The 22,869-nt window shown below is 43.6% G+C and carries 22 protein-coding genes and 1 riboswitch; of the genes, 17 read left to right on the top strand and 5 right to left on the bottom strand.

Annotated elements, in window-relative coordinates; translation table 11 throughout:
• From D8877_RS12345 to D8877_RS10560, 7 genes are all read left to right on the top strand, one after another.
• Positions 1-210: IS30 family transposase (locus tag D8877_RS12345; protein WP_142998692.1), on the top strand; the 210-nt coding region annotated here is incomplete at its 5' end.
• A gap of 83 nt (positions 211-293) precedes the next feature.
• Entirely contained in the window at positions 294-2,543 is a 2,250-nt protein-coding gene (locus D8877_RS10585) for a DUF8508 domain-containing protein (protein ID WP_125353284.1), read from the top strand.
• A 225-nt stretch (positions 2,544-2,768) separates the two neighbouring features.
• Positions 2,769-3,578 (top strand): pyruvate formate-lyase-activating protein, encoded by an 810-nt coding sequence (pflA, locus tag D8877_RS10580; protein WP_125341026.1) that lies wholly within the window; start codon positions 2,769-2,771, stop codon positions 3,576-3,578.
• A 139-nt stretch (positions 3,579-3,717) separates the two neighbouring features.
• Positions 3,718-4,653: a manganese-dependent inorganic pyrophosphatase gene (locus D8877_RS10575; RefSeq protein ID WP_125341025.1), complete on the top strand. Its 936-nt coding sequence runs from the start codon at positions 3,718-3,720 to the stop codon at positions 4,651-4,653.
• A 92-nt stretch (positions 4,654-4,745) separates the two neighbouring features.
• On the top strand, positions 4,746-5,258 hold the full coding sequence (locus D8877_RS10570; RefSeq protein ID WP_125341024.1) for a YiiX/YebB-like N1pC/P60 family cysteine hydrolase: 513 nt from the start codon (positions 4,746-4,748) through the stop codon (positions 5,256-5,258).
• The gene (locus D8877_RS10565) at positions 5,251-5,904 is read left to right on the top strand and encodes a DUF1803 domain-containing protein (protein ID WP_125341023.1); all 654 of its coding nucleotides are present in this window, start codon (positions 5,251-5,253) and stop codon (positions 5,902-5,904) included. Before D8877_RS10570 ends, D8877_RS10565 begins: the two co-directional genes overlap by 8 nt.
• Positions 5,905-6,004: 100 nt before the next feature.
• Positions 6,005-6,199, top strand: coding sequence for a CsbD family protein (locus D8877_RS10560; protein ID WP_125341022.1), 195 nt, complete (start codon positions 6,005-6,007; stop codon positions 6,197-6,199).
• Positions 6,200-6,206: 7 nt separating this feature from the next.
• Here the strand turns inward: D8877_RS10560 and D8877_RS10555 are convergent, their stop codons facing one another.
• The 4 genes from D8877_RS10555 to D8877_RS10540 form a co-directional block, all read right to left on the bottom strand.
• Positions 6,207-7,232, bottom strand: a complete 1,026-nt coding sequence (locus tag D8877_RS10555; protein WP_125341021.1) for a FecCD family ABC transporter permease — start codon at positions 7,230-7,232, stop codon at positions 6,207-6,209.
• Positions 7,222-8,241 carry a FecCD family ABC transporter permease gene (locus D8877_RS10550; RefSeq protein WP_125341020.1) on the bottom strand — a complete coding sequence of 340 codons (1,020 nt, stop codon included), beginning with the start codon at positions 8,239-8,241 and terminating at the stop codon, positions 7,222-7,224. The genes D8877_RS10555 and D8877_RS10550 overlap by 11 nt, the downstream gene beginning before the upstream one ends.
• A 98-nt stretch (positions 8,242-8,339) precedes the next feature.
• Entirely contained in the window at positions 8,340-9,275 is a 936-nt protein-coding gene (locus tag D8877_RS10545) for an iron-hydroxamate ABC transporter substrate-binding protein (protein WP_125341019.1), read from the bottom strand.
• A 79-nt stretch (positions 9,276-9,354) separates the two neighbouring features.
• On the bottom strand, positions 9,355-10,140 hold the full coding sequence (locus D8877_RS10540) for an ABC transporter ATP-binding protein (protein ID WP_125341018.1): 786 nt from the start codon (positions 10,138-10,140) through the stop codon (positions 9,355-9,357).
• A gap of 220 nt (positions 10,141-10,360) precedes the next feature.
• On the opposite strand from D8877_RS10540, the gene D8877_RS10535 reads away from it, so the two are divergent.
• On the top strand, positions 10,361-11,116 hold the full coding sequence (locus D8877_RS10535) for a CPBP family intramembrane glutamic endopeptidase (protein ID WP_221761543.1): 756 nt from the start codon (positions 10,361-10,363) through the stop codon (positions 11,114-11,116).
• Between the two features lie 45 nt (positions 11,117-11,161).
• On the opposite strand, the gene D8877_RS10530 is transcribed toward D8877_RS10535, so the two are convergent.
• Complete coding sequence (locus tag D8877_RS10530) at positions 11,162-12,607, bottom strand: UDP-N-acetylmuramoyl-L-alanyl-D-glutamate--L-lysine ligase (RefSeq protein ID WP_125353279.1); 1,446 nt, start codon at positions 12,605-12,607, stop codon at positions 11,162-11,164.
• 86 nt (positions 12,608-12,693) lie between these two features.
• Here D8877_RS10530 and D8877_RS10525 point away from each other — a divergent pair, with 86 nt between their 5' ends.
• The 9 genes from D8877_RS10525 to D8877_RS10480 all read left to right on the top strand — a co-directional run bounded on the left by D8877_RS10525 (position 12,694) and on the right by D8877_RS10480 (position 22,845).
• Positions 12,694-14,322, top strand: a complete 1,629-nt coding sequence (locus tag D8877_RS10525) for a putative polysaccharide biosynthesis protein (protein WP_002909153.1) — start codon at positions 12,694-12,696, stop codon at positions 14,320-14,322.
• Between the two features lie 96 nt (positions 14,323-14,418).
• Entirely contained in the window at positions 14,419-15,576 is a 1,158-nt protein-coding gene (locus D8877_RS10520; RefSeq protein ID WP_125341017.1) for a cystathionine gamma-synthase, read from the top strand.
• Complete coding sequence (locus D8877_RS10515; RefSeq protein WP_185760216.1) at positions 15,569-16,744, top strand: MalY/PatB family protein; 1,176 nt, start codon at positions 15,569-15,571, stop codon at positions 16,742-16,744. The genes D8877_RS10520 and D8877_RS10515 overlap by 8 nt, the downstream gene beginning before the upstream one ends.
• 75 nt (positions 16,745-16,819) lie before the next feature.
• Positions 16,820-16,976, top strand: a riboswitch (M-box (ykoK) riboswitch).
• Between the two features lie 149 nt (positions 16,977-17,125).
• A complete protein-coding gene (locus tag D8877_RS10510) occupies positions 17,126-17,737 on the top strand; it encodes a glutathione S-transferase family protein (protein ID WP_032912400.1) in 612 nt (203 codons plus the stop codon).
• A gap of 157 nt (positions 17,738-17,894) precedes the next feature.
• Positions 17,895-20,555 carry a magnesium-translocating P-type ATPase gene (gene mgtA, locus D8877_RS10505; RefSeq protein ID WP_032912401.1) on the top strand — a complete coding sequence of 887 codons (2,661 nt, stop codon included), beginning with the start codon at positions 17,895-17,897 and terminating at the stop codon, positions 20,553-20,555.
• 97 nt (positions 20,556-20,652) lie between these two features.
• Complete coding sequence (gene upp / locus D8877_RS10495) at positions 20,653-21,282, top strand: uracil phosphoribosyltransferase (RefSeq protein ID WP_002894672.1); 630 nt, start codon at positions 20,653-20,655, stop codon at positions 21,280-21,282.
• A 20-nt stretch (positions 21,283-21,302) separates the two neighbouring features.
• A complete protein-coding gene (locus tag D8877_RS10490; protein WP_002909158.1) occupies positions 21,303-21,656 on the top strand; it encodes a hypothetical protein in 354 nt (117 codons plus the stop codon).
• A 144-nt stretch (positions 21,657-21,800) separates the two neighbouring features.
• Positions 21,801-22,418 (top strand): ATP-dependent Clp protease proteolytic subunit, encoded by a 618-nt coding sequence (locus tag D8877_RS10485; RefSeq protein ID WP_223313447.1) that lies wholly within the window; start codon positions 21,801-21,803, stop codon positions 22,416-22,418.
• Positions 22,419-22,575: 157 nt separating this feature from the next.
• Positions 22,576-22,845 carry a YlbG family protein gene (locus D8877_RS10480; protein WP_002894676.1) on the top strand — a complete coding sequence of 90 codons (270 nt, stop codon included), beginning with the start codon at positions 22,576-22,578 and terminating at the stop codon, positions 22,843-22,845.
• The last annotated feature ends 24 nt before the right edge of the window (positions 22,846-22,869 follow it).

Genomic DNA, 22,869 nt, shown 5'->3' with positions numbered 1-22,869 from the left:
GACTTTTACTTTGCGGACGCTTATTCATCTTGGCAAAGAGGAAGTAATGAAAATTCAAATGGTTTGCTTAGAGAATATTTTCCTAAGAGGACTAATCTAACCGACATTACTGATGAATCGTTAGTAAATGCTTTACTTGCTATAAATCACCGTCCAAGAAAATGCTTAGGTTACAAAACAGCATTTGAGGCACTTATGGATGAATTTTAGATTTGTTGCACTTTTTATTGCAATTTATCTTATAATAAAAATTAAATAGGATAATATACATTTATACAGAAAAGGAGAAATTCATGAAAAAACAAGTTTCTTACAAGCAGCTTTTTCCCACAGCGGTCTTGCTAGCTGCTTTTCTGTCCCTGCTTTTTTCTGTCCAACCGGTCGGAGCAGAAGAAGCAGTAAGTTCGTCGACTTCAGATGCGGCAGCTCTTACAGAGAATCCGGCTGTAAGCGATGCATCGGTTGCCAGTCAAGCGGAGAGTCCATCAGCAGAATCGGGAGAGTCAAGGCCGGCTTCTGCAGAGACAGTGGAAAAGGCAGACCAAGCCCCTGCTGCAGCACAAGCTGCGGCTAGCGGACCAGAAGCTGTGCCCAATGTGGGAACCATTCAGGGAGAATCACAAGCCTCTCCCTATGAGGACAAAGAAGTTCAAGTTTCCAATGTAGTTGTGACGAAAACAGACCGCTATGGTTTTTATGTTCAAGACGTGACTCCTGATGGAAATAGCAGGACTTCTGATGCCCTTTATGTTGTTTCTAAAGAAACAGTCGATGTTGGAGACAAACTTAGTCTTGAAGGACGCGTCAAAGAAGGTTATATGGAAGAGCTCAGCGTTCGTCAGGGGCAAACTTTCAACAAGCCCAGTGGTAGTTTGACAGTCACCATGCTTGTCGCTTCCAAGGTGATCAAGGAAGGGAAAGCTGATCTACCTGCTCCAGTTGACATCGTGGCTAATATGCCTCAGGATACGGTCGATAACGATATTAATAACTATCAGCCTCAAAGTGAAGCGTTGGACTACTGGGAAAGTTTGGAAGGAATGTTGACGACGGTGAAGAGGCCCCGCGTTTTAGGCCCGCAGTACCGTGGAGACATTTATCTCTTACCTGAAGGCTACCAAGCCTTGCCATTAAACAATATCGGAGGTCTCAATCTTCGTCCAAACGCCCAAAATACCGCAACCATTCCAGTCTATGTTGGCAATAAATTTATTGCCAAGGCCAAGGATTATTTCAATGGCGATGTGGTCGGAGTCGTGACTTATCGTGGGAAGATTTACAAGTTGGAGCCGACTCAGCTGCCTGATTTGGTGGACGGGGGCTTGCAGAGACAGGTCTCTCCTATCTATCCAAGCGAGGACAAGTTGACTATTGCTTCCTACAATATCGAGAATTTTTCTGCTAATGCTAAAAAAGGTGAAACACCTGAGGAAAAAGTGACTAGAATCGCTAATTCCTTCATCAATGAAATCCATAGTCCAGATATCATTACGCTCATCGAGGTTCAAGATGAGAATGGCAGTGTCAATGACGGGACGACCAGCGGTGTCAAAAGCGGTGAGAAACTAGCGGCCCGCATCAAAGAACTGGGCGGAAAAACTTACAAGTACACCGAAGTTGCCCCACTTGACGGTCAAGATGGTGGCAAGCCTGGCTCTAATATCCGCGTGGCCTTTCTCTACGATCCAAATCGGGTGAAGTTAGTCGAAAAAGAAGCTGGTACGAGTGACGAAGCAGCTAGCTTCTCTGGTGGCCATCTGGTTAAGAATCCTGCCCGGATTGCTCCAACAAATCCAGCCTTTACCAAGGTTCGTAAATCCTTGGCAGCTGAGTTTGAATTTAAGGGACAGCATATCGTCGTTATTGCCAATCATTTGAAGTCCAAGATTGGGGATGATGCCGTTTATGGCTCCGATCAGCCAGCAGTTCAGCATACGCAGGCAGCCCGAATTGAGCAGGCTAAAATTTTAAATAGCTTTGTTCAGGAAGGACTGAGACAAAATCCTAACCTTAAGTTTGTGCTGACTGGTGATTTTAATGATTTTGAATTTTCCGAAACAGCTAAAGCACTGGCGGGTAATGAATTGATTAATCTTATGCAGGAGCATGATGCGGCTGACCGTTATTCCTATTTCTACCGTGGCAGCAACCAAAGCTTGGACAATATTTTCATTTCGAAGAACCTAGCAGGCAAGGCAGTCTTTGCCCCTGTCCATATCAATGCCTCTTTCATGGAGGAACATGGCAGAGCTTCAGACCATGATCCAGTAGTGGTGCAGCTGGACTTTTCTAAGGATGTTGCAGCTTCAACATCAGACAGCTCCCAGCCGTCTCAATCAACTGGACAATCTTCTGTAGCAGCAGATCAAGGAGCCCCGTCTCAGACCAATTCTCCATCGTCCAATCAAACTGGACAAGGTCAGACTGCTGGCAGCAAGAAGAAGGGGCTCCCGCAGACCGGCCAAAGTAGCAGTAGCTGGGCAGTTTTGGGATTGGCCTTGCTAATGTTTGCTTTTACTCTCAAAAAGAGAAGTCGAAATTAACTAAAATCAATTTAAAAAGTGAAATCAGGGTGGAATAAAGATTCTGCCCTGATTTTTTGCTTGCCTACTGCTTTCGACCTAAAGTTTTATCTGTTGTAAAACACTGAAAATGAAACTGAAAAACAGTTTGTTTTCTAAAAAATAGGCAAATTAAGTCTATTTTTGCTTTAATCATGTTATAATGTAGTTAGTTATAAAACGTTTTCAGACTTAAGAGGTTGCGCGATGGTTGAAGAGAAAATTGAAGAAGCAGTTGATTATGGAAAGGTAACGGGCATGGTCCACTCCACCGAAAGTTTTGGAGCTGTTGATGGACCGGGTATCCGTTTTATTGTTTTTTTGCAGGGTTGCCACATGCGCTGCCAGTATTGCCATAATCCGGATACTTGGGAGATGGAGACCAACAAATCTCAGCTGCGGACAGTGGATGATGTTTTACAAGAAGCTCTCCGTTACAAGGGTTTCTGGGGCAATAAAGGCGGCATCACCGTCAGCGGAGGAGAAGCCTTGCTGCAGATTGATTTTCTGATTGCCCTCTTTACCAAGGCTAAGGAGCTGGGCATCCACTGTACCTTGGATACCTGTGCCCTGCCATTTAGAAATACGCCTCGCTATCTGAAAAAATTTGACAAACTCATGGCAGTTACCGACCTTGTCCTGCTAGACATCAAGGAAATTAACGAAGAACAGCACAAAATTGTGACCAGCCAGACTAACAAGAATATCTTGGCTTGTGCCAAGTACCTATCTGACATTGGAAAGCCAGTCTGGATCCGCCATGTCTTGGTTCCGGGATTGACCGACCGCGATGATGACCTGATTGAGCTAGGTAAATTTGTAAAGACGCTGAAGAATGTTGATAAGTTTGAAATTCTACCTTACCATACTATGGGTGAATTCAAATGGCGGGAGCTGGGTATCCCTTACAAGCTGGAAGGGGTTAAGCCTCCGACAGCTGATCGGGTCAAGAATGCCAAGGAACTCATGCAGACTGAATCCTATACGGAGTATATGAATCGGGTGCATAGTAACTAATCTACTTTGAGTATGAATTAATGGGCTGGTGGGCTGACCAGTCCATTTTTCCTAAAAAAATGCCCTTCTGCTTTTGTGAAATGCCTGTAATTGTGGTAAAATAAATGCAATAAACATTATATAAAAGAAGAGGTTTATCATGTCTAAAATTTTAGTTTTCGGTCACCAAAATCCTGATTCAGATGCCATTGGTTCATCTTACGCTTTTGCTTACTTGGCTCGCGAAGCTTATGGCTTGGATACAGAAGTTGTAGCTCTAGGTGAGCCTAATGAAGAAACAGCCTTTGTTTTGGATTACTTTGGCGTGGCTGCACCGCGCGTGATTACATCTGCAAAGGCAGAGGGAGCTGAGCAAGTTATCCTGACAGACCACAATGAATTCCAGCAGTCTGTGGCAGATATTGCAGAAGTTGAAGTTTATGGCGTGGTGGACCACCACCGTGTTGCTAACTTTGAAACAGCTAGTCCACTTTACATGCGCTTGGAGCCAGTGGGTTCTGCTTCCTCTATTGTTTACCGCATGTTCAAGGAGCACGGAGTAGAAGTTCCAAAAGAAATTGCAGGATTGATGCTGTCTGGTTTGATCTCTGATACTCTCTTGCTTAAGTCACCAACAACTCATCCGACTGACAAGGTCATTGCACCAGAATTGGCTGAGCTGGCTGGTGTCAACTTGGAAGAGTATGGTTTGGCTATGCTCAAGGCCGGAACTAATTTGGCTAGCAAGTCTGCTGAAGAATTGATTGACATTGATGCTAAAACCTTTGAATTGAACGGAAACAATGTCCGTGTAGCACAAGTTAACACAGTTGATATTGCTGAAGTTTTGGAGCGTCAGGCAGAAATCGAAGCAGCTATTGAGAAAACAAACGCTGAAAATGGTTACTCTGACTTCGTCTTGATGATTACAGACATTATCAACTCAGACTCAGAGATTCTGGCTATCGGAAGCAATATGGACAAGGTCGAAGCAGCCTTTAATTTTGCTCTTGAGAATAACCATGCTTTCCTAGCAGGCGCTGTTTCTCGTAAGAAGCAAGTAGTGCCTCAACTGACAGCAAGTTTTAATGCTTAAAGAGCTCAGTTGAATAGATTAGTTACTACATGAGAGGCTATTCCCCTCATACTAAAAAGGAGTTTCGGCTCCTTTTTTGATAGGCGAGAGAAATGAAGATTCAAGATTTACAAGACGGAGATTTGATTTTTACAGTCGGGTCTTCAGAAATTGCTGCAGCAATCAGAGCAGCAACGGGTTCATATAGCCACGTGGCTATCTTTTTTAATGGTGAGATTTTTCATGCAACCCATGAGAAGGGTGTTGTCAATCAAGACTTGTCTGATTTTTGGCAGGATGAGGATGTTTATGACGTGTATCGCTATCCAGCTATTGAAGCAGAAGCTGTCTTTAAAAGGGCCAAATTACATCTAGGAAAGCCATACAATTTCAGCTTTTATCCTCAGTCCGATGGTTTTTACTGTTCGGAGTATATTGCGGAAATTTTGCCGATTTTTGATACGATTCCTATGCAGTTTGGAGACGAGGAAAATCTAATTTCTGATTTTTGGCAGGAATATTATCGGGACTTGGGCTTAGATGTGCCCTTAAATCAGCCTGGGACGAATCCTAGCCAGTTGGCTCAGTCAAGAAAACTCATCTACAAAGGAGAACTTCATGATTAAAATTATCAATCCCAGCCGTTTGACGCGCCAGCCCTTTTTTCAGGAGCTGATTGATTATTTGGATCAGCATGAGACGGTGACTCTACGTGAGATTAAGAGAGAGTTTGAGGGCGTGTCTAATATTGACCGCTCGATAGAAGAGTATATCAAGGCAGGCTATATCCGGCGGGAAAACAAGCGATATTATCTGACGCTGCCTTTTGTGGAAAGTTTGGAGGACTTGCTTTTGGATCAGGAAGTCTTTATCCGTGATGACACTCCCCTCTATCAGGAACTCTTGGAGCTGCGCTTTGAGACTCAGCTTTCCAATCAGACCAATGCGGCGGTCTTGCTGGAAAAGACGGATTTTCAGAGGGATGAGCTGACCTTGGCTAATTATTTTTACAAGATGCAGCACCAATATCCGCTGTCTGAGGCACAAAAGCCCCTCTATGCTGCCTTGGGCGATGTCAATCCAGAGTATGCACTCAAGTATATGACGACCTTTCTCCTCAAGTATGTCCGCAAGGATGAGCTCATGCAGAAGCGGCGGGACATTTTTGTTGATAGCCTAGTAATTTTAGGTTATATTCGACAAAACAAAGTAGGCAAGTATGAGTTACAGGCCAGCTTTGATAAGGAGAGATTGACTTTTCAGTTGGACTGATTTTCTCATAGAATGAGCAGAATATTTGACCTTTGAAAAGAAAAAACTTATACTACTGTAAACGGTATCAGAAACCGTAAAAAAGAATGGAGGCAAAATTATGTCACTAGAAAATAAATTCGATGAAGCTAAAGGCGCTGTTAAAGAAGGCGTGGGCAAAGTTACAGGCGATAACAAGACTGAAGCAGAAGGCTTTGTAGAAAAAACTATTGCCAAAGCCAAAGAAGTTGCTGAAGATGCTAAAGGAGCTGTAGAAGGTGCCGTTGAAGGTATCAAAAACAGCTTGGATAAATAAAAAACAATCAGTCGATTATTCGGCTGATTATTTTTTTTTGCTGATACATAAGGTAGAGGAAGTAGGGGGATCCAATAATGGAAATCAAAATGCCTGTCGGGACGGAGCTTCCGATGAGGAAGGTTCTTGTGATCGTATCTGCCCCTGTCATGATAAAGGCGCCTAGCAGCATGGCGGCTGGAAAGAGTAAGCGATGATCGCTAGGCAGGAATCGTTTGCTGATATGGCTAGCCAACATACCGATGAAGACAATATTTCCAGCTAGAGATAGGCTAAAGGCGACGAGAGCACTGGCCAATAGTAGGGTTATCTGCCGCTCTCTTTTTAGATGAAGCCCCAGACCTAGAGCTGTTTCATCATTTAGGCTGAGGATATTGAGCTTTTGGGAACGCAGATAGGTCAGCAGCCAGAATAAAAGCAAGAAAGGGCCAGCAATAGCTAGACTTTCCCAGTTATTACCCGTAATCTTACCAGCTAGCCAGCTAACTACATAGGTCAGTTTGTTCTGATTGACACGGCCAGTGATGGCAATCATACTAGAAGACAGAATGGTTGACAAGGTCACACCAGCGATAATGAGTTTGACGGGGCTTATAGCTTGGCCTTTTTGATGTGAGATCAGGTAAATAAGGGCTACAGTCAGCATACCGCCAAAGGTTGCGATAAAGGGAAGATAGCGAATATAGAAAGGATCGGTCACTTCTAGCTTGCTGATAGCAAGAGTAATGATAACACCAGCTCCGGCATTGATTCCCAAGGTTCCTGAATCGGCAAGTGGATTTCGAGTAAAGGTCTGCAGCAGTACACCGCTCATCCCTAGCGAAGCTCCTGCTAGAAGGCAGACTAGAATTCGGGGCAAGCGGATCTGCTCCATGATAAAGGCGCTGCCATCATCTCCTTGCCCCAGCAGATATCGAAAAGCTTCTCCGACATTAAATTCCTGATCGCCTGATGATAGAGACAGTAGGAAAATTAGGAAAGTCAGGAGGCTGAGGCTTACTAGAACCAAAAGAATCCGTTTTTTATCTCTCATAGAAAGTCCCCTTTCTCATTATCCATAGGAAGACTGGCAGCGTAACGAGACTGATAATAGAGCTAAGAGGCAGACCGACCATATGACTTGCAGCAAAATCACAGATCAGTAGAAAGAGCGCTCCTGTTAGCATCGTCAGTGGCAAGATTTTCTGGTAGTTCTTTCCGCTGATGGTTTTGACAAAGTGTGGAATAATCAGTCCGACGAGGGCTAGGCTTCCTACTAGGGCAACGGCTGCCGCTGATAACAGTAGAACGAGGCTTAGAAAGAGAAGGGTCAACTGAGTCGTTCGCTGGCCTAAGCCCTTGGCTACTGTTTCATTGAGGCTGAGAATGGTTAGTTGGTGAGAAAATAGCTGAGCCAATAAGAGGCCTAATAAGATAAAGGGAGCAATGATTTGCAGCATTTTCCAATTGGTTCCTAGAAGTCCTCCAGCCTGCCAACCGATGACAGCATTGGTCAGGTTGAGGTAAATGGTCAAGCCTTGTCCGATAGCAGTCAGGAGTGTTGTTACCATGGCACCGGATAAGACGAGTCGTAGTTGCCCAAAACCTTTTCTAGGATGGTAGGAGAGGCTAAAAACCAGAATACTGGCTAGACAGGCTCCTACAAGTGAGAGCAGAAGGATGCTACTGTAGTGTATACTCTTAGAAAAGGCATAACCGCAGATGAGCGCTAGGCCAGCTCCAGAGTTGATACCCAGAAGTCCCGGATCAGCAATGGCATTGCGGGTAATCCCCTGCATGATGGCTCCTGAAACGGCCAAGCTAGCTCCGACTAGTAGAGCTGCAATTCCTCTAGGTAAGCGCAGATCTATGATGATGTTCTGGGCTGGACTTTCCTTGAAAGGATGGCTCAGCGTTTCTATCAGTTGCCGATGGGAGTAGCTAGGAATGCCAAAGCGCAGGTAGAGATAGAGTCCGCAAATCAGCAGGAGAATGAAGGCGAAAAAAACAAGCCAAAAGATGTTTGGCCTATTTTTTTGAGTGAAGAGTGAATGAAGCGTCATCTGGTATCCTTTATATAGTCGAAAATCAAATAGCTATCATGAGATATATCGCTTGCTAGCAATGTTTTTTACTAGTCTGAGTTTCTGCAAGGAATGGCCTAGTTCATTTTTTTAAGGCCATCTTGAATGGTTTTGAGTTCGTATTCAAGTGTCAATGGATCGTTGAAATAAAAGGCGTTGGCATCCACTTTTAAGATGTGGTTCTGTTGGACAGCGGGAATGGATTTCCAAACATCGCTTTCGTAAAGAGCGCTGCCCGTTTTATCATCTTCAGCTGCAACCAGGACATAATCGCCAATATACTCACTCACCGTTTCTTGGCTGACTTGCAAGTAGCCACTTGGGAATACTTCATCCTTCACCTTTTGTGGGGCATCAAATCCCAGAGATTTGTAGATAACTTCTCCGCCTCGTCCCCAGTTGTTACCGAAGAGGTAGATTTCCTTTTCATATAGCCCAACAACCGTGAAAGTGACATTTTGTCCCAGCTTTTCTTTTAACTGCTTGCCAATATCAGCTGTTTTACTCTTCCAATCAGCAATCCATTGGTCAGCTTCTTTTTCCTTACCAAAGATTTGGCCAAAGCGATTCAGGATTTCTAAATAATCATTTTTTCCATAATCAATGGCAATAGTTGGAGCGATTTTCTTTAGTTCATCGATATTTTTGTCACTGGCATCTACTACGATAAGGTCTGGCTTTTGCTTGGCGATAGGCTCCAAATCTTCCGGCATCAGGACCTTGGCATTTTTGACTTTTTCCTTGAGGACAGGATTTTTAGCATCATAGGATGTTACAGTGACAGGATCGAAACCTAGTTGCAGCAAATAGCCTGTGTAGGTAGAGGAGAGGCTGGCAATCCGTTTTGGATTTTTAGGAATATCGCCGTAGTAATGGAATCCGTCAATTTTGGGCTTACTGGATAGCTCGACCTTGTCTGAAGAGGCAGAGTTTTCGGATTTAGATGAGCTGCCGCAGGCAACTAAAAGGAAGATGGTAACAGTAAGGGTGGCAAATGATAAAAACTTTTTCATGTTTTCCTCCAATTCTACAAAAAAGTTTAGAAGCTGTATTCATAAAGTGATATGGAAAACATATCTATGAATACATGACTTATTTAACGAGCTGATAGCTGAGGCAGAGCGGCTTATCCTGAATAGGATCCCGAATAATCTGGGCTTCAATCTGAAAAATGTCTCTCAGAATATCTGAAGTCATGACCTGCTCAACACTTCCTTGATATCGGATATGCCCATTTTTCATAGCGATCAGCTGATGGGAGAAGCGGGCAGCCAAGTTGATGTCATGCAGAACCATGATAATGGTTTTTCCGCTGAGTCGGTTGAGGTCATTCAGCAACTCCAAGATTTCCAGCTGGTGATTCATATCCAGATAGGTGGTCGGCTCGTCCAGAAAAATAGTCTCTGTATCTTGAGCTAAAGCCATAGCAATCCAGACGCGCTGACGCTGACCTCCAGACAAATCATCCACCTGCCAGTCCGAAAATTCGCTGACCTGAGTTGCTTCCATAGCCCAGCAGATTTTTTCCCGGTCTTCTGTACTGAGCCGGCCCAAGCCAGTTTGATGCGGAAAGCGGCCATAAGAGACCAGGTCATAAACAGTGATGCTATCGGTCGCCTCCATGGTTTGGGGTAGCAAGGCAATCTTTTGCGCCACCTCCTTGGTCGGCAGTAGGGCGATGGACTGTCCATCCAGGGTTATGTTGCCGGCTTTTGTCGGTAAAATACGAGTAAAAGCCTTGAGAAGAGTGGACTTACCGCAGCCATTGCTACCGATAATAGTTGTAATCTTTCCCTCGGCGAGTTGGCAGTCCAGTCCGTCAATAATAACCTTTTGATCGTAGGCGACCTGGATACTTGCTGCAGAGATAGTGGACATAGACTTCCTTTCTGGCTGATTCTTCTATCAGAATTACGCCTTTTATTATACCATAAAAATTTTTCTAAAAAAAGAGTTTTCTGACAATTTAATAAAAATAAAATAAAAAAGTTTTATAAATTTGTAAATAATAAAAATTTAAGCTTTTCATGCTAAGATAGAAATATTAAAAAGGACCTGCAATGATGATATGAATTTACAGGTGGTGAAAGGAAAAATGATGAAATTATTGACAAACCTACGCCCCTCTAAGCCTTTGAAAGAGCTGAGGTGGTTTGATATTGCAGTGATTACCCTGCTCATGTTTGGGCAGTTTATTTATCGCTCAACGGAGCTTTATTTAGCTAGCTTTGCGCCAGCTTCCAGCACAGGAGCGACTGAAACGGTGACCAATACAGCCACTGAAGGAGCGGCTTTTTCTAGTAATTTCAATTTTCAGCTGCTGATGCTGGTCTTGACCATTCTTTACCTATTGTTTCGGCGCTTTGACTTTAAGCAGCTTCCTATTCGTATGAGCTGGTCGGTTCTCCTCTGGACTCCTCTTATTTTTGTAGCAGTAGGGTTCTTTGGTGACATTGTGACGACGCTGAGCGGCGAGTATAATTACTTTGATCCAACTCTCTGGTCTTATGTAGATGTTCTAGAAATCTTCCGGAAATTTGCTGAACTGACACCTATGGCCATTCTCTACGGACTTCTAAATGGCTTCTATGAGGAATTCTTCTTTCTGGGGCTTATGACCTCTGTTAAGGATAAGTATAAGTGGTGGGCTCTGGCCTACTCTACTATCATTCGGATTTCTTTCCACACCTATCAGGGCATGCTGTGGGCCTTGGTTATCGGAGTGGTGTACGGTCTCTTTTACTATTTCCTTTACAAGTACAAGGTCAAGAACCTCTTGCCTTTCTTTCTCATGCACGCCTTGGCGGATATGTTTGGCTCCAGCTTGATGTACGTTCTGATTAAATGGCGTTAATCTCTACTAAACAAGAATAAAAAGGCGATATGCTCGCCTTTTTTCTTATAAATACTTTTCTGCAAGGGCATAGTCTCCTGGATAGGCTACTTTTTCTCCTTCTACGATTTGGTAAGCATCCGCTCCTTTACCGGCTAGAATGACGGCATCTCCCTCTCGGTCTGTCAGACTGAGAGCTTTTTTGATGGCTTCTTCACGGTCGGCTATTTTTTCCACTGGATAGGAGATGTAGGATGCGATTTCCTCCGCAATGGCTAGAGGATCTTCATAGTTGGGGTCGTCCGCAGTTAAGATAAGGGTCAGCTCAGGATGCTGATTAAGTAGGCGACCGAAGTCTTTGCGGCGGCTTTCACCCTTGTTGCCTGTAGCACCTAAGAGGAGGATAATCTTGCCCTTTTGGTGTTCCTCTACCACAGACAGCAGGTTGCTTAGGCTAACACCATTGTGAGCGTAGTCAACGAAGACCTTGGCGCCGTTTTTCTGAGTCAGAACTTCCATACGGCCTGGGACTCGGGTTGCGGCAATTCCTTTTTTGATGTCTTTGAGGCTAGCACCCAGACGCAGACAGGCAAGACCAGCCGCTACTGCATTTTCTTGATTGAAGTGGCCAATGAGCTGGATATCGTAGTGGCCAGCTAACTTACCAGTCGCTTCAAAGCTGAAAGCCCGAGAATCCGTGATAGTGTTACTAGAGCCTGCTCCATAGAAATCGTGTTCCATAGAAGCGACTTGCTCTTTCACGATTTGGAAATGGTCCATGCCGCTATTCACAATAACTGCTCGGCTATTGTCCATCAAAAGCCGTTTATTGTAGAAGTAATCTTCAAAGGTTGGATGCTCAATAGGGCCGATATGGTCTGGGCTGATATTAAGAAAGACACCCACATCAAAGGTTAGGCCATAGACCCGTTTCTTGAGATAAGCCTGACTGGAAACTTCCATGATGAGATGAGTCCGATCATTAGCAAGGGCTTGGGCCATCATTTTAATAAGATCCAGACTCTCTGGTGTGGTCAGAGTTGACTTGAAGAAAGTCTCGCCATCCAAAGTAGTGTTCATAGTCGAGAGCAAAGCAGGCCGATGGCTTTGGGAAAGGATTTGATAGGCAAAATAAGCTGTAGTTGTCTTGCCCTTGGTGCCAGTAAAGGCTAGCAGTTTGAGCTTTTTCTCAGGATGGCCGTAAAATTCCATAGCTAAGAGACTCATGGCCTGCTTGACATCGTTGACCAAGAGGACCGGAATGCCCACTTGAAAGTCTGTCTCGCTGATATAAAAGCGCAGGCCAGCTGAGACGGCTTTTTCTAGAAATTCTTTCTTAAAAGCCTCACCCTTGACAAAAAAGAGGGTAGAGGCATCCGCTTGCCTGCTGTCATAGCTGATACTATCGAAAGTCAAGCCGCTGTAAGAGAAGAAGTATTCTCCGTCTTTGACAATATCACGAAAATTATGGTCTTCTTTTAAAATATCTAATACGGTTTCAATTTTAATCATAAATCTATTGTAAACCTTATGGCTGGGTTTTACAAGAGGCAAGGAAAAGTTTATAATAAAAGAAGAATAAATAGAAGAGGTTTTCTATGAGCCAAGAAACAACAAGCCAGCAGCAGCAGATGCTGCGGGGAACTGCCTGGCTAACTGCCAGCAATTTTATCAGTCGTCTTCTGGGTGCCATCTATATCATTCCTTGGTATATCTGGATGGGCAAGCACGGCGCTGAGGCCAACGGCCTTTTTACTATGGGCTACAATATCTATGCCTGGTTTTTACTGATTTCTACAGCCGGTGTGCCAGTGGCAGTGGCCAAGCAGGTAGCTAAGTACAATACCATTGACAAGGAAGAGCACAGTTTCACTCTCATTCGAGAGTTCCTCAAGTTTATGCTGCTTTTAGGAGCTGTCTTTGCAGTGATTATGTATCTGCTCTCACCAGTTTTCGCTTCTATGTCTGGCGGTGGTTCAGACTTGGTGCCAGTCATGCAGAGTCTGTCTTTGGCTGTTTTGATATTCCCATCAATGAGCGTTATCCGAGGTTTTTTCCAAGGGTTTAACAATCTCAAGCCCTATGCCATCAGTCAGATTGCGGAGCAGGTCATTCGGGTTATCTGGATGCTCCTGACAGCCTTTTTCATCATGAAAATCGGTTCTGGCAACTATGTAGAAGCGGTTACCCAGTCTACCTTCGCCGCTTTTATCGGTATGCTGGCTAGCATGGCTGTCTTAGCCTTCTATCTCTGGAAGACAGGGATGCTGACTTCTATCCTTCATAAGCCTGCTAATGCCGGCGAGATTAACGGCCGTGCCCTGCTCTGGGATACCATTCGGGAGGCCATTCCTTTCATTATCACAGGATCTGCCATTCAGCTTTTTCAGATTATTGACCAAGCTACCTTTATCCATGTCATGGGTTGGATTAGCAAGTACAGCAAATCCGAGCTGCTGGTTCAGTTTGCCTATTTCTCAGCCAATCCTAATAAAATTACCATGATTTTAATTGCAGTGGCTACTTCTATCGGTGGTGTTGGGATTCCGCTTTTGACCGAGAACTATGTCAAAGGTGATTTCCGATCGGCTGCCCGCTTGGTGCAGGATAATCTCAGCATGCTGATTTTCTTTATCTTGCCAGCAACCATTGGTGCTGTTTTGGTAGCGGAACCTCTGTATACTGTCTTCTATGGCAAGCCAGACGGCTTAGCTCTGGGACTTTTCATCTTTGCTATGCTGCAGACCATTATCCTTAGTCTATATACGGTGTTGGCTCCGATGATTCAGGCCCTCTTCCAAAATCGAAAAGCTATTATTTACTTCCTCTATGGAGTAGGAGTCAAGCTGGTGCTGCAAGTACCCTTGATTTATATTTTCAAAGCTTATGGTCCTCTTCTTGCGACGACAGTTGGCTTGATTATCCCAATCCTGCTCATGTATCAGGAAATTCGCAAGGTAACAGGTCTGAATCCTAAGAATCTCTTTAAGCGGAGCCTCCTGTCAGTGATTCTGACAGTTCTGATGATCATCTTTGTCTTGGTGGCAGAGCTGCTCATTGGACTCTTCCTACATCCAAGTGGTCGGATTTCCAGCTTTGTCTATATCGCTCTGATTGGCGGTATCGGTCTTGCTGTCTATGGCGGTCTGGCGCTCAAAGTTCGCCTTATGGATCGCTTTATCGGTTCAAAAGCGGCTAGTCTGCGACGACGCTTTCACATCTATTAAAAAGCCGCAGGGCTTTTTAATTTTTAGATTTGTTTTTCTAAAACTTTAACATTATAGTTTCAAACTATAGCTAGCTCTTGAAAAGAAAAAAGAAAAATGTTTTCAAAAGATGTTACAATAGAGGGTGAAATATTAGCGAAGGATTGGAAGGTTAATATGAGTAAGGACGTAAAATTAAATACACTACTGGCTCAGGCTGGGGTTAAAAAAGATGAAACAACCGGTGCTTTAACAACACCCCTGCATTTTTCAACGACCTACCAGCACCCTGAGTTTGGCCAGTCAACAGGTTATGACTATACTCGAACCAAGAATCCAACAAGGGTTAGCTTGGAAGAGACTCTGGCAGCTATCGAAAGTGCAAATTATGCCCTAGCGACTAGCTCTGGTATGTCGGCTATTGTGCTGGCCTTTAGTGCCTTTCCGGTCGGCAGCAAGGTTTTGGCTGTTCGGGATCTCTATGGCGGCTCTTTCCGCTGGTTTGCTCAGGCTGAAGCGGAAGGGCGCTTTGCTTTTACCTATGCCAATACAGAAGAAGAACTACTCAATAATCTGACAGAGGATATAGATATTGTCTATATCGAGACACCGACCAATCCTCTTATGGTAGAGTTTGACATTGCCCGCATTTCCCAAGCGGCTCATGAGCGAGGAGCAACTGTCATTGTGGACAATACCTTCTACAGTCCTATTTACCAAAGACCACTGGAGGACGGAGCAGATATTGTTCTGCACTCTGCAACCAAGTATCTGGGCGGGCACAATGATGTCTTGGCTGGAGCCATCATGACTAATGATGCTGCTATCTATGACAAACTTTTCTACAACCTCAACACAACTGGGCCGGTCCTGTCTCCTTTTGACAGCTATCTGCTTTTGCGTGGTCTCAAGACACTTGCTCTCCGCATGGAACGTTCTACTCAGAATGCACAAGAAGTAGTCGCTTTTCTGAAGAAATCTCCTGCGGTAAAAGAGGTTCTCTATCCAGGCAAGGGTGGTATGATTTCCTTTAAAGTTGTGGACGAAGGGAAGATTCCTCATCTCTTAAATAGCCTGAAAGTCTTTACCTTTGCGGAAAGTTTAGGAGGAGTGGAGAGCTTGATTACCTATCCGACGACCCAGACTCACGCAGACATTCCAGTGGAAGTGCGTCATTCTTATGGCTTAACTGATGATTTGCTGCGCCTGTCGATTGGAATTGAGGATAGTCGTGATTTGGTAGACGATTTATGTGCAGCCTTGGAGAATGAATAATATGGGAAGATATAATTTTGAAAAAGCCCCTTGTCGTGTAGGGCATCATACTTATAAATGGAAAGAAGCGGAGAAGGACAAAGAAGTCCTGCCAGCCTGGATTGCAGATATGGATTTTGAAGTCCTGCCTGAAATCCAGCAAGCTGTTCATGACTATGCTAATCAGTTGGTCTATGGCTATACCTATGCCAGTGAAGAGCTAATCAATGCTGTTCTTGATTGGGAGCGGGATGAGCACGACTATACCTTTGATCGGGATGCTTTGGTATTTATCGAGGGGGTTGTTCCTGCTATTTCGACGGCTATCCAAGCCTTTACCAAGGAAGGTGATGCTGTTCTAATCAACACTCCTGTTTACCCACCTTTTGCCCGCAGTGTCAAGCTCAATAATCGGCGGCTTATTACCAATTCTCTGATAGAGCAGGACGGTCTCTTTCAGATTGACTTTGAGCAGCTAGAGCGGGACATTGCAGACAATGAAGTCAAGATTTATGTTCTATGTAATCCTCATAATCCCGGAGGCCGAGTTTGGGAACGGGAAGTATTAGAGAAAATTGGCCGCCTCTGCCAAAAATACGGCGTCCTCTTGGTCTCAGACGAAATTCACCAAGATTTGACCCTGTTTGGACATGAGCACCAGTCTTTCAATACTGTCTCGCCTGACTTTAAGGACTTTAGCTTGATTTTAGCCAGTGCGACTAAGACATTTAATATTGCTGGAACTAAAAATTCCTATGCTGTGATTGAGAATCCTAGCTTGCGGCATCAGTTTAAAAAACGCCAGCTGGCCAACAACCAGCATGAAATTCCTGGTCTTGGATTTTTAGCGACAGAAGCAGCCTATCGTTACGGTTGGTCTTGGTTGATGGAGGTCAAGGAAGTTCTTGAGAAGAATGTAAATTTTGTGGTTGATTATTTTGCCAAGGAAGCACCGCGCCTGCGGGTCATGAAGCCTCAAGGGACTTATCTGATTTGGCTGGACTTTTCAGATTATGGCCTGACAGATGACCAGCTCTTCCAGCTGCTGCGAGAAGAGGCTAAGGTCGTCCTGAATCGAGGAAGTGATTTTGGCCCAGAAGGTAAAGGTCATGCCCGCTTGAATGTTGCTGCTCCAGAGACGATGGTTGAAGAAATCTGCTCCCGTATTGCAGAGGTATTGCCAAAATAAATCAAAATATTTTTGAAATTTATCTCAAGCGATAAAAAAAGATTGACAATCCTTCCAAAGAGGAGTATAGTAATAGTGGAAAATCGGTAGGTGAGGCTACCATAAGGATACGGATGACTACCGCAAAGCAGTGGAGACACTATTCGTTGGTCAACAGTCTTGATCGCCAAGGTCAAGACTAAGCTCATTTCATCGCCTTATGGAGTTAAAGCTTGAACGGTAAATGCTTGCTTTATCTGTGCATAAAACAATGAAGCGAATAACCTGACATGCAAACAACTCTGCCGAGAAATTGGCAGGGTATTCTTTTTTGCTGAAAATATTTCAAGAGTGCAAATAGTTGATTGCCTGCCTCTCAAGAAAAAAGAAGGAGGAATAGTGATGAAATTTTGGTATTCTAGTACCAGTCCTTTTGCGCGTAAAGTATATGTTACAATTTTACATCATCATTTAGAGGAGCAAGTGGATATTCAGAAAGTTCAGGTGGCTTTTGATAGAAATTCACCGCACAATCAAGATAATCCTTTAGGTAGAATTCCTGCTTTTCAAGCTTCCAGTGGAGAATGGTTATATGGTAGTGATTTAATTTCTCAATATTTAGACGAACTAGGTCAGGAAGTCTCACTTTTCCCCAATGGAATGGATAAATGGCATGTTTTAAATATACTGTCCATTGCTGAAGGAATTTTGGAAAATACAATGCCGATTGTTGCGGAGAAATTTTTCCATGAAAAAGAACATTGGTGGAAAGACAGACATCAGCAAATTGAAGAGAGAAATATACGGAGTTTGTCTTTGTTAGAGAAACTGGCTACTGAGCAAGGGCTCTCTTTAAATATTGCAACAATCCAAGTAGTTGCTCTTGTAGATTGGTGGAATTTACGTGAAGAAGTTATTGGATTTTCTTTAAAAGAAAATTTTCCAGAATTACAAGATTGGACACAGAAGATGAATGCCACCTTTGATGTCTTGCAGGCATCTTGGGACTTTTAATTGTTTTTATAAATTAAGAAAGGAGACACGCGATGCAAATTGACGATTATCCGGAACCGCACATACACAGCCAATCGCTGATTTGTGTCGTTCTGTCCTTATAAAGTGATTGGTTCCTGTGTATGAAATTTATCAATCATACATCAAGGAGAAACCAATGAAAACAGTAAAAGAAAGATTAGTTGCTGCTCTGCAGCTTCCTGTAAAAGAAACTCTGGCTTTTTACAAGAGTTCTTTTCGTGGCCTGACAGAAGAGCAGGTCGAAGAAAATCGTAACCTCTATGGTGAAAATATCATCACAAAGGGTCAGGAAGACTCTATTCTAAAGAAAATTTACGAGTCTATCATTAACCCCTTTACAGTCATCTTATTGGTGATTGCCCTAGTGTCTTTAGTGACCAATGTTTGGCTGGCTAAGCCTGGTGAGGAAGATCCGACGACTTCCATCATCATTGTTGTTCTGGTGCTGATTTCTGGAGGTATTCGTTTTGTTCAGGAATTGCGGAGCGACCGCGCTGCTAGTAATTTGTCTCGGCTGATTGTCAACACGGCTACGGTTATCCGTGAAGGAGTAGAGCAGGAACTGCCGATTGATGAGCTTGTTGTGGGAGACATCATCAAACTTAGTGCTGGAGACATGATTCCTGCAGATGTGCTGCTACTGGACTCACGTGATTTCTTTGTTCAGCAGTCCGGCCTGACAGGCGAAAGCGATGCGGTAGAAAAGGTCTGTCTGGCCAAGTCAGATGAACAAAAACTTGATAGCCTTTTAGAAACAGAGTCGCTGGCCTTTATGGGAACAAACGTTATTTCCGGAAGAGCTACAGCTCTGGTGCTGGTGGTTGGAGATGAGACCATGATGGGAGCCATTGAGCAGACGCTGAACACCTACGATGAGCCGACCTCTTTTGAGCGCGAGATGAATAGCATTTCCTGGCTCTTGATTCGTCTGATGCTCGTCATGGTTCCAGTCGTGTTCTTCATCAACGGTCTGACAGACGGCGACTGGCTGGAAGCAGGTGTCTTTGCCCTCAGTGTTGGGGTCGGCCTGACTCCAGAAATGCTGCCTATGATTATCACAGCGAGCCTGGCTAAAGGTTCTATTATCATGGCTCAGGAAAAGGTCGTGATTAAGAAGCTGAATGCCATCCAAGACCTAGGAGCTATTGATATCCTTTGTACGGATAAGACGGGCACACTGACCCAAGACGAGATTGTGTTAGAATACCCGCTGGATATTCATGGAGATTTGGACTTAGCAGTGCTCCGTCGTGCTTTTCTCAATTCCTACTATCAAACTGGTCTCAAAAATCTTATGGACCGGGCCATTATCAATCGGACGGAGAAAGAAGCAGAAAAGCATGAGATTGTCCGTAATCTAGACCAAACCTTTAAGAAAATTGATGAACTGCCCTTTGATTTCGAGCGTCGTCGTATGAGTGTCATCGTCAAGGATGATGAGGATGTTATCAGCATGGTGACCAAGGGGGCCTTGGAGGAAATGCTGGCTATCTCTAGCCATGTAGAATACAAGAAACGCATTACGGAATTGACTGAGGAGATTCGTCAGGAAATCCTTGCGGAAGTGGCTCAACTCAATGAGCAAGGGCTGCGCGTGCTTGGTGTTAGCTACAAGTCAGACTTAGAAGAAGATTACGACTATGAAGTCAAGGATGAATCTAACATGATTTTGACGGGCTATCTGGCCTTTCTAGATCCACCTAAGTCATCTGCGGCTCCAGCTATTGAAACCTTGGCTGAGTACGGAGTTGCCACTAAGATTTTGACCGGTGATAATGATAAGGTGACCCAGGCAGTTTGTGAAAAGGTTGGGTTAGATGTAGATAATATCTTACTAGGCTTAGAGGTAGATGCTTTATCAGATGAGGAATTGAGCCAAGCAGTAGAGCATACAACGGTTTTTGCCAAGCTCTCACCTGACCAAAAAGCTCGGATCATTCTCCAACTCAAGGCCAATGGCCACAAGGTTGGCTACATGGGTGATGGTATCAATGATGCACCTTCTATGAAGGTAGCAGATGTGGGTATTTCTGTTGATACAGCTGTCGATATTGCCAAGGAAACAGCAGATGTCATTCTGCTGGACAAGGACCTCATGGTTCTGGAGAAGGGGTTGGTAGAGGGACGCAAGGTCTATGCCAACATGACCAAGTACATTAAGATGACGGTCAGTTCCAATTTTGGGAATATCTTTTCTCTCCTCTTTGCCAGTATCTTTCTGCCTTTTCTGCCTATGGCACCAGTTCATCTGATTGTCCTCAATCTGGTTTATGACTTGTCTTGTATCGCTCTGCCCTTTGATAACGTAGACAGTGAATTTCTCAAGAGACCACGGATTTGGTCTGCTAACTCTATTACCCGCTTTATGGCTTGGATTGGGCCTATCTCATCCGTTTTTGATGTTTTGACCTATCTGGTGCTCTACTTTATTATCGTGCCTATGATAACAGGAGGTAGCTATCAAGCTGGTAGTGGGCAAGCAGAAATCTTTATCACTCTTTTTCAAACAGGCTGGTTCATTGAGTCCATGTGGACCCAGACCATGGTCATCTACATGCTGCGCTCACCTAAGCTGCCATTTGTGCAAAGTCGTCCTGCTTTGTCTGTCATTGTGACGACCATGGCAGCAGCTCTCTTTGTTACTTCCTTGCCATACAGCCTCTTTGCGTCAGTTCTGAAAACTGCCCCGCTGAATGGCACTTATTTCCTTTTTCTTTTCTTGATTATTGTGCTTTATATGGTTAGTGTAACTCTTGTTAAACACCTTTATATCAAGCGCTATAGAGAATGGCTGTAAGGTGTAGAAAATCTTTGAAAAGGCTTGCTTATGGCAAGCCTTTTCACACTTTTTTTGATATAATAAGAAGAATAAATTGAAAGAAGGAAATCCAATCATGGGAAAACTTGAAGTTATCGCTCATCCGCTTATTCAGCATAAATTGTCTATCTTGCGTCGTACAGATACCTCTACCAAGGCTTTTCGTGAATTAGTTGATGAAATCGCAATGCTCATGGGATATGAAGTTTTGCGCGATTTACCACTTGAAGATGTAGAAATTGAAACACCAATTACAAAAACAGTCCAAAAGCAGATTGCAGGGAAAAAATTAGCTATTGTTCCAATCTTGCGGGCTGGTATTGGCATGGTGGATGGACTTCTGAGCTTGGTTCCAGCAGCCAAAGTTGGGCATATTGGAATGTACCGTGATGAAGAAACTCTGAAGCCGGTTGAGTATCTGGTCAAGTTGCCAGAAGATATCGACCAACGTCAAATTTTCGTTGTAGATCCAATGCTAGCTACGGGTGGTTCTGCTATCTTGGCTGTGGATTCTCTGAAGAAACGTGGTGCTAGCCACATTACATTTGTCTGCTTGGTTTCTGCGCCTGAAGGAGTAAAAGCCTTGCAGGAAGCTCATCCAGATGTTGATATTTTCACAGCGGCTCTGGATGACCATCTCAATGATCATGGTTATATCGTACCAGGACTGGGAGATGCAGGAGATCGTCTTTTTGGAACTAAATAAAATGAAAGTAGGAATTTGATATGGCAATTGATTGGGAAGAAATTTTGGGCGAAGAGGAAAACATTGCTGACGCTTACGATAGCCACGTAAGCGAATATATGGATATTTATTTCGATAGCTCGGATTCAAGAAATTATGCTGTTAAAGGAGAGTATATAATTGGTATATGGAACGGTGAAGAGGTGCGCTTTAAGCGTATATGGGGGGGATATGAATTCTCTGAACAAGAAATAACTGATTTATTAAATGGGAAAGAGATTCGTTTTCGATATACTATTAATAAAAACGAACAGGATATTATTGGGAAATTAGCTTATTTAGAATATAAGAACAACTCATATATCGGTTTTTCTCCCTCAAACTGGAAAAAATAAATTTTTAATTTGTGTATAGGACAAATTAAAATGTTGACAATTTGTGAAGAGATTCTGGGAAAAGGAGTTTCTATTTGACCTTTTTTGACCAAAAGGATATAATAGTCTCGTAATTTGAAATTCTATTTTCTAGTTTGATAGAAAATTTTAAAAAGAGAAAGAGAGAAAACTATGATTCCTGTAGTTATTGAACAAACCAGCCGAGGAGAACGCTCCTATGATATTTACTCCCGGCTATTAAAAGACCGCATTATCATGCTGACTGGTCCAGTGGAGGACAATATGGCTAATTCTGTCATTGCCCAGCTTCTTTTCTTGGATGCACAGGACAATACTAAAGATATTTACCTCTATGTAAATACGCCGGGTGGATCTGTCTCAGCAGGTTTGGCAATTGTGGATACTATGAACTTCATCAAGTCTGATGTTCAGACCATTGTTATGGGTGTAGCTGCCAGCATGGGAACGGTCATTGCTTCCAGTGGTGCTAAGGGCAAACGCTTCATGCTTCCAAATGCGGAATATTTGATTCACCAGCCAATGGGAGGAGCTGGAAGTGGTACTCAGCAAACGGATATGGCTATTGTAGCTGAGCACTTGCTTAGAACTCGTAATACCTTGGAAAAAATCTTGGCCGAAAACTCTGGCAAGTCCGTTGAGCAAATCCATAAGGATGCGGAACGCGATTACTGGATGAGTGCTCAGGAAACCTTGGAATACGGCTTTATTGATGAAATCATGGAAAATAGCAATCTGAGCTAACAGAGGAGGAGCCAAAAGCGGCTCCTTTTTTGCTTTGAGTCTGACAAGTTACCAAGTTCAGGTGATTTAAGCAGGCCATAAAGCTTTTCAGGGCTAGTTTTTTTGCCCTATCTTTGCTATAATCATCTAAGAACTACATGGACCGGAAAGGAGTTTTATGATAGAAAGAGAAGAAAGAGTGGGCTTGATTGTCTATCTTTACTATAATCGAGATGCCAAAAAGCTGGCTAACTTCGGTGATATCATTTATCATTCTAAGAAGCATCGTTATCTGCATCTCTATGTCAATCAAGAGGACGCCCAGAACTTACAGGAGAATCTGCCCAAGGAACGCTATGTTAAGCAAGTTCGGATATCTCACATAAAAGAACTAGATCAAAACTTTGTTGGAAGCCTGTATAGAGAGCAAGAAAACGTTATCATTTGATAAAATTTCTATAAAGGGTTGACA

It is taken from the genome of Streptococcus sanguinis (assembly GCF_003943735.1).
Taxonomy (GTDB): domain Bacteria; phylum Bacillota; class Bacilli; order Lactobacillales; family Streptococcaceae; genus Streptococcus; species Streptococcus sanguinis_E.
The sequence above is the reverse complement of the archived record's forward strand: the minus strand, read 5'-3'. Positions and strand labels throughout refer to the sequence as shown.

Excerpts from the sequence above, each read along its gene's own strand:
- mgtA (WP_032912401.1), top strand. The coding sequence starts at position 17,895 with ATGAAAACAGTAAAAGAAAGATTAGTTGCTGCTCTGCAGCTTCCTGTA.
- D8877_RS10515 (WP_185760216.1), top strand. The coding sequence starts at position 15,569 with ATGAATAATATGGGAAGATATAATTTTGAAAAAGCCCCTTGTCGTGTA.
- D8877_RS10490 (WP_002909158.1), top strand. The coding sequence starts at position 21,303 with ATGGCAATTGATTGGGAAGAAATTTTGGGCGAAGAGGAAAACATTGCT.
- D8877_RS10575 (WP_125341025.1), top strand. The coding sequence starts at position 3,718 with ATGTCTAAAATTTTAGTTTTCGGTCACCAAAATCCTGATTCAGATGCC.
- D8877_RS10585 (WP_125353284.1), top strand. The coding sequence starts at position 294 with ATGAAAAAACAAGTTTCTTACAAGCAGCTTTTTCCCACAGCGGTCTTG.
- D8877_RS10555 (WP_125341021.1), bottom strand. The coding sequence starts at position 7,232 with ATGAGAGATAAAAAACGGATTCTTTTGGTTCTAGTAAGCCTCAGCCTC.
- D8877_RS10530 (WP_125353279.1), bottom strand. The coding sequence starts at position 12,607 with ATGATTAAAATTGAAACCGTATTAGATATTTTAAAAGAAGACCATAAT.
- upp (WP_002894672.1), top strand. The coding sequence starts at position 20,653 with ATGGGAAAACTTGAAGTTATCGCTCATCCGCTTATTCAGCATAAATTG.
- D8877_RS10525 (WP_002909153.1), top strand. The coding sequence starts at position 12,694 with ATGAGCCAAGAAACAACAAGCCAGCAGCAGCAGATGCTGCGGGGAACT.
- D8877_RS10550 (WP_125341020.1), bottom strand. The coding sequence starts at position 8,241 with ATGACGCTTCATTCACTCTTCACTCAAAAAAATAGGCCAAACATCTTT.
- D8877_RS10520 (WP_125341017.1), top strand. The coding sequence starts at position 14,419 with ATGTTTTCAAAAGATGTTACAATAGAGGGTGAAATATTAGCGAAGGAT.
- D8877_RS10510 (WP_032912400.1), top strand. The coding sequence starts at position 17,126 with ATGAAATTTTGGTATTCTAGTACCAGTCCTTTTGCGCGTAAAGTATAT.
- D8877_RS10560 (WP_125341022.1), top strand. The coding sequence starts at position 6,005 with ATGTCACTAGAAAATAAATTCGATGAAGCTAAAGGCGCTGTTAAAGAA.
- D8877_RS10545 (WP_125341019.1), bottom strand. The coding sequence starts at position 9,275 with ATGAAAAAGTTTTTATCATTTGCCACCCTTACTGTTACCATCTTCCTT.
- D8877_RS10540 (WP_125341018.1), bottom strand. The coding sequence starts at position 10,140 with ATGTCCACTATCTCTGCAGCAAGTATCCAGGTCGCCTACGATCAAAAG.
- D8877_RS10570 (WP_125341024.1), top strand. The coding sequence starts at position 4,746 with ATGAAGATTCAAGATTTACAAGACGGAGATTTGATTTTTACAGTCGGG.
- D8877_RS10480 (WP_002894676.1), top strand. The coding sequence starts at position 22,576 with ATGATAGAAAGAGAAGAAAGAGTGGGCTTGATTGTCTATCTTTACTAT.
- D8877_RS10535 (WP_221761543.1), top strand. The coding sequence starts at position 10,361 with ATGAAATTATTGACAAACCTACGCCCCTCTAAGCCTTTGAAAGAGCTG.
- pflA (WP_125341026.1), top strand. The coding sequence starts at position 2,769 with ATGGTTGAAGAGAAAATTGAAGAAGCAGTTGATTATGGAAAGGTAACG.
- D8877_RS10565 (WP_125341023.1), top strand. The coding sequence starts at position 5,251 with ATGATTAAAATTATCAATCCCAGCCGTTTGACGCGCCAGCCCTTTTTT.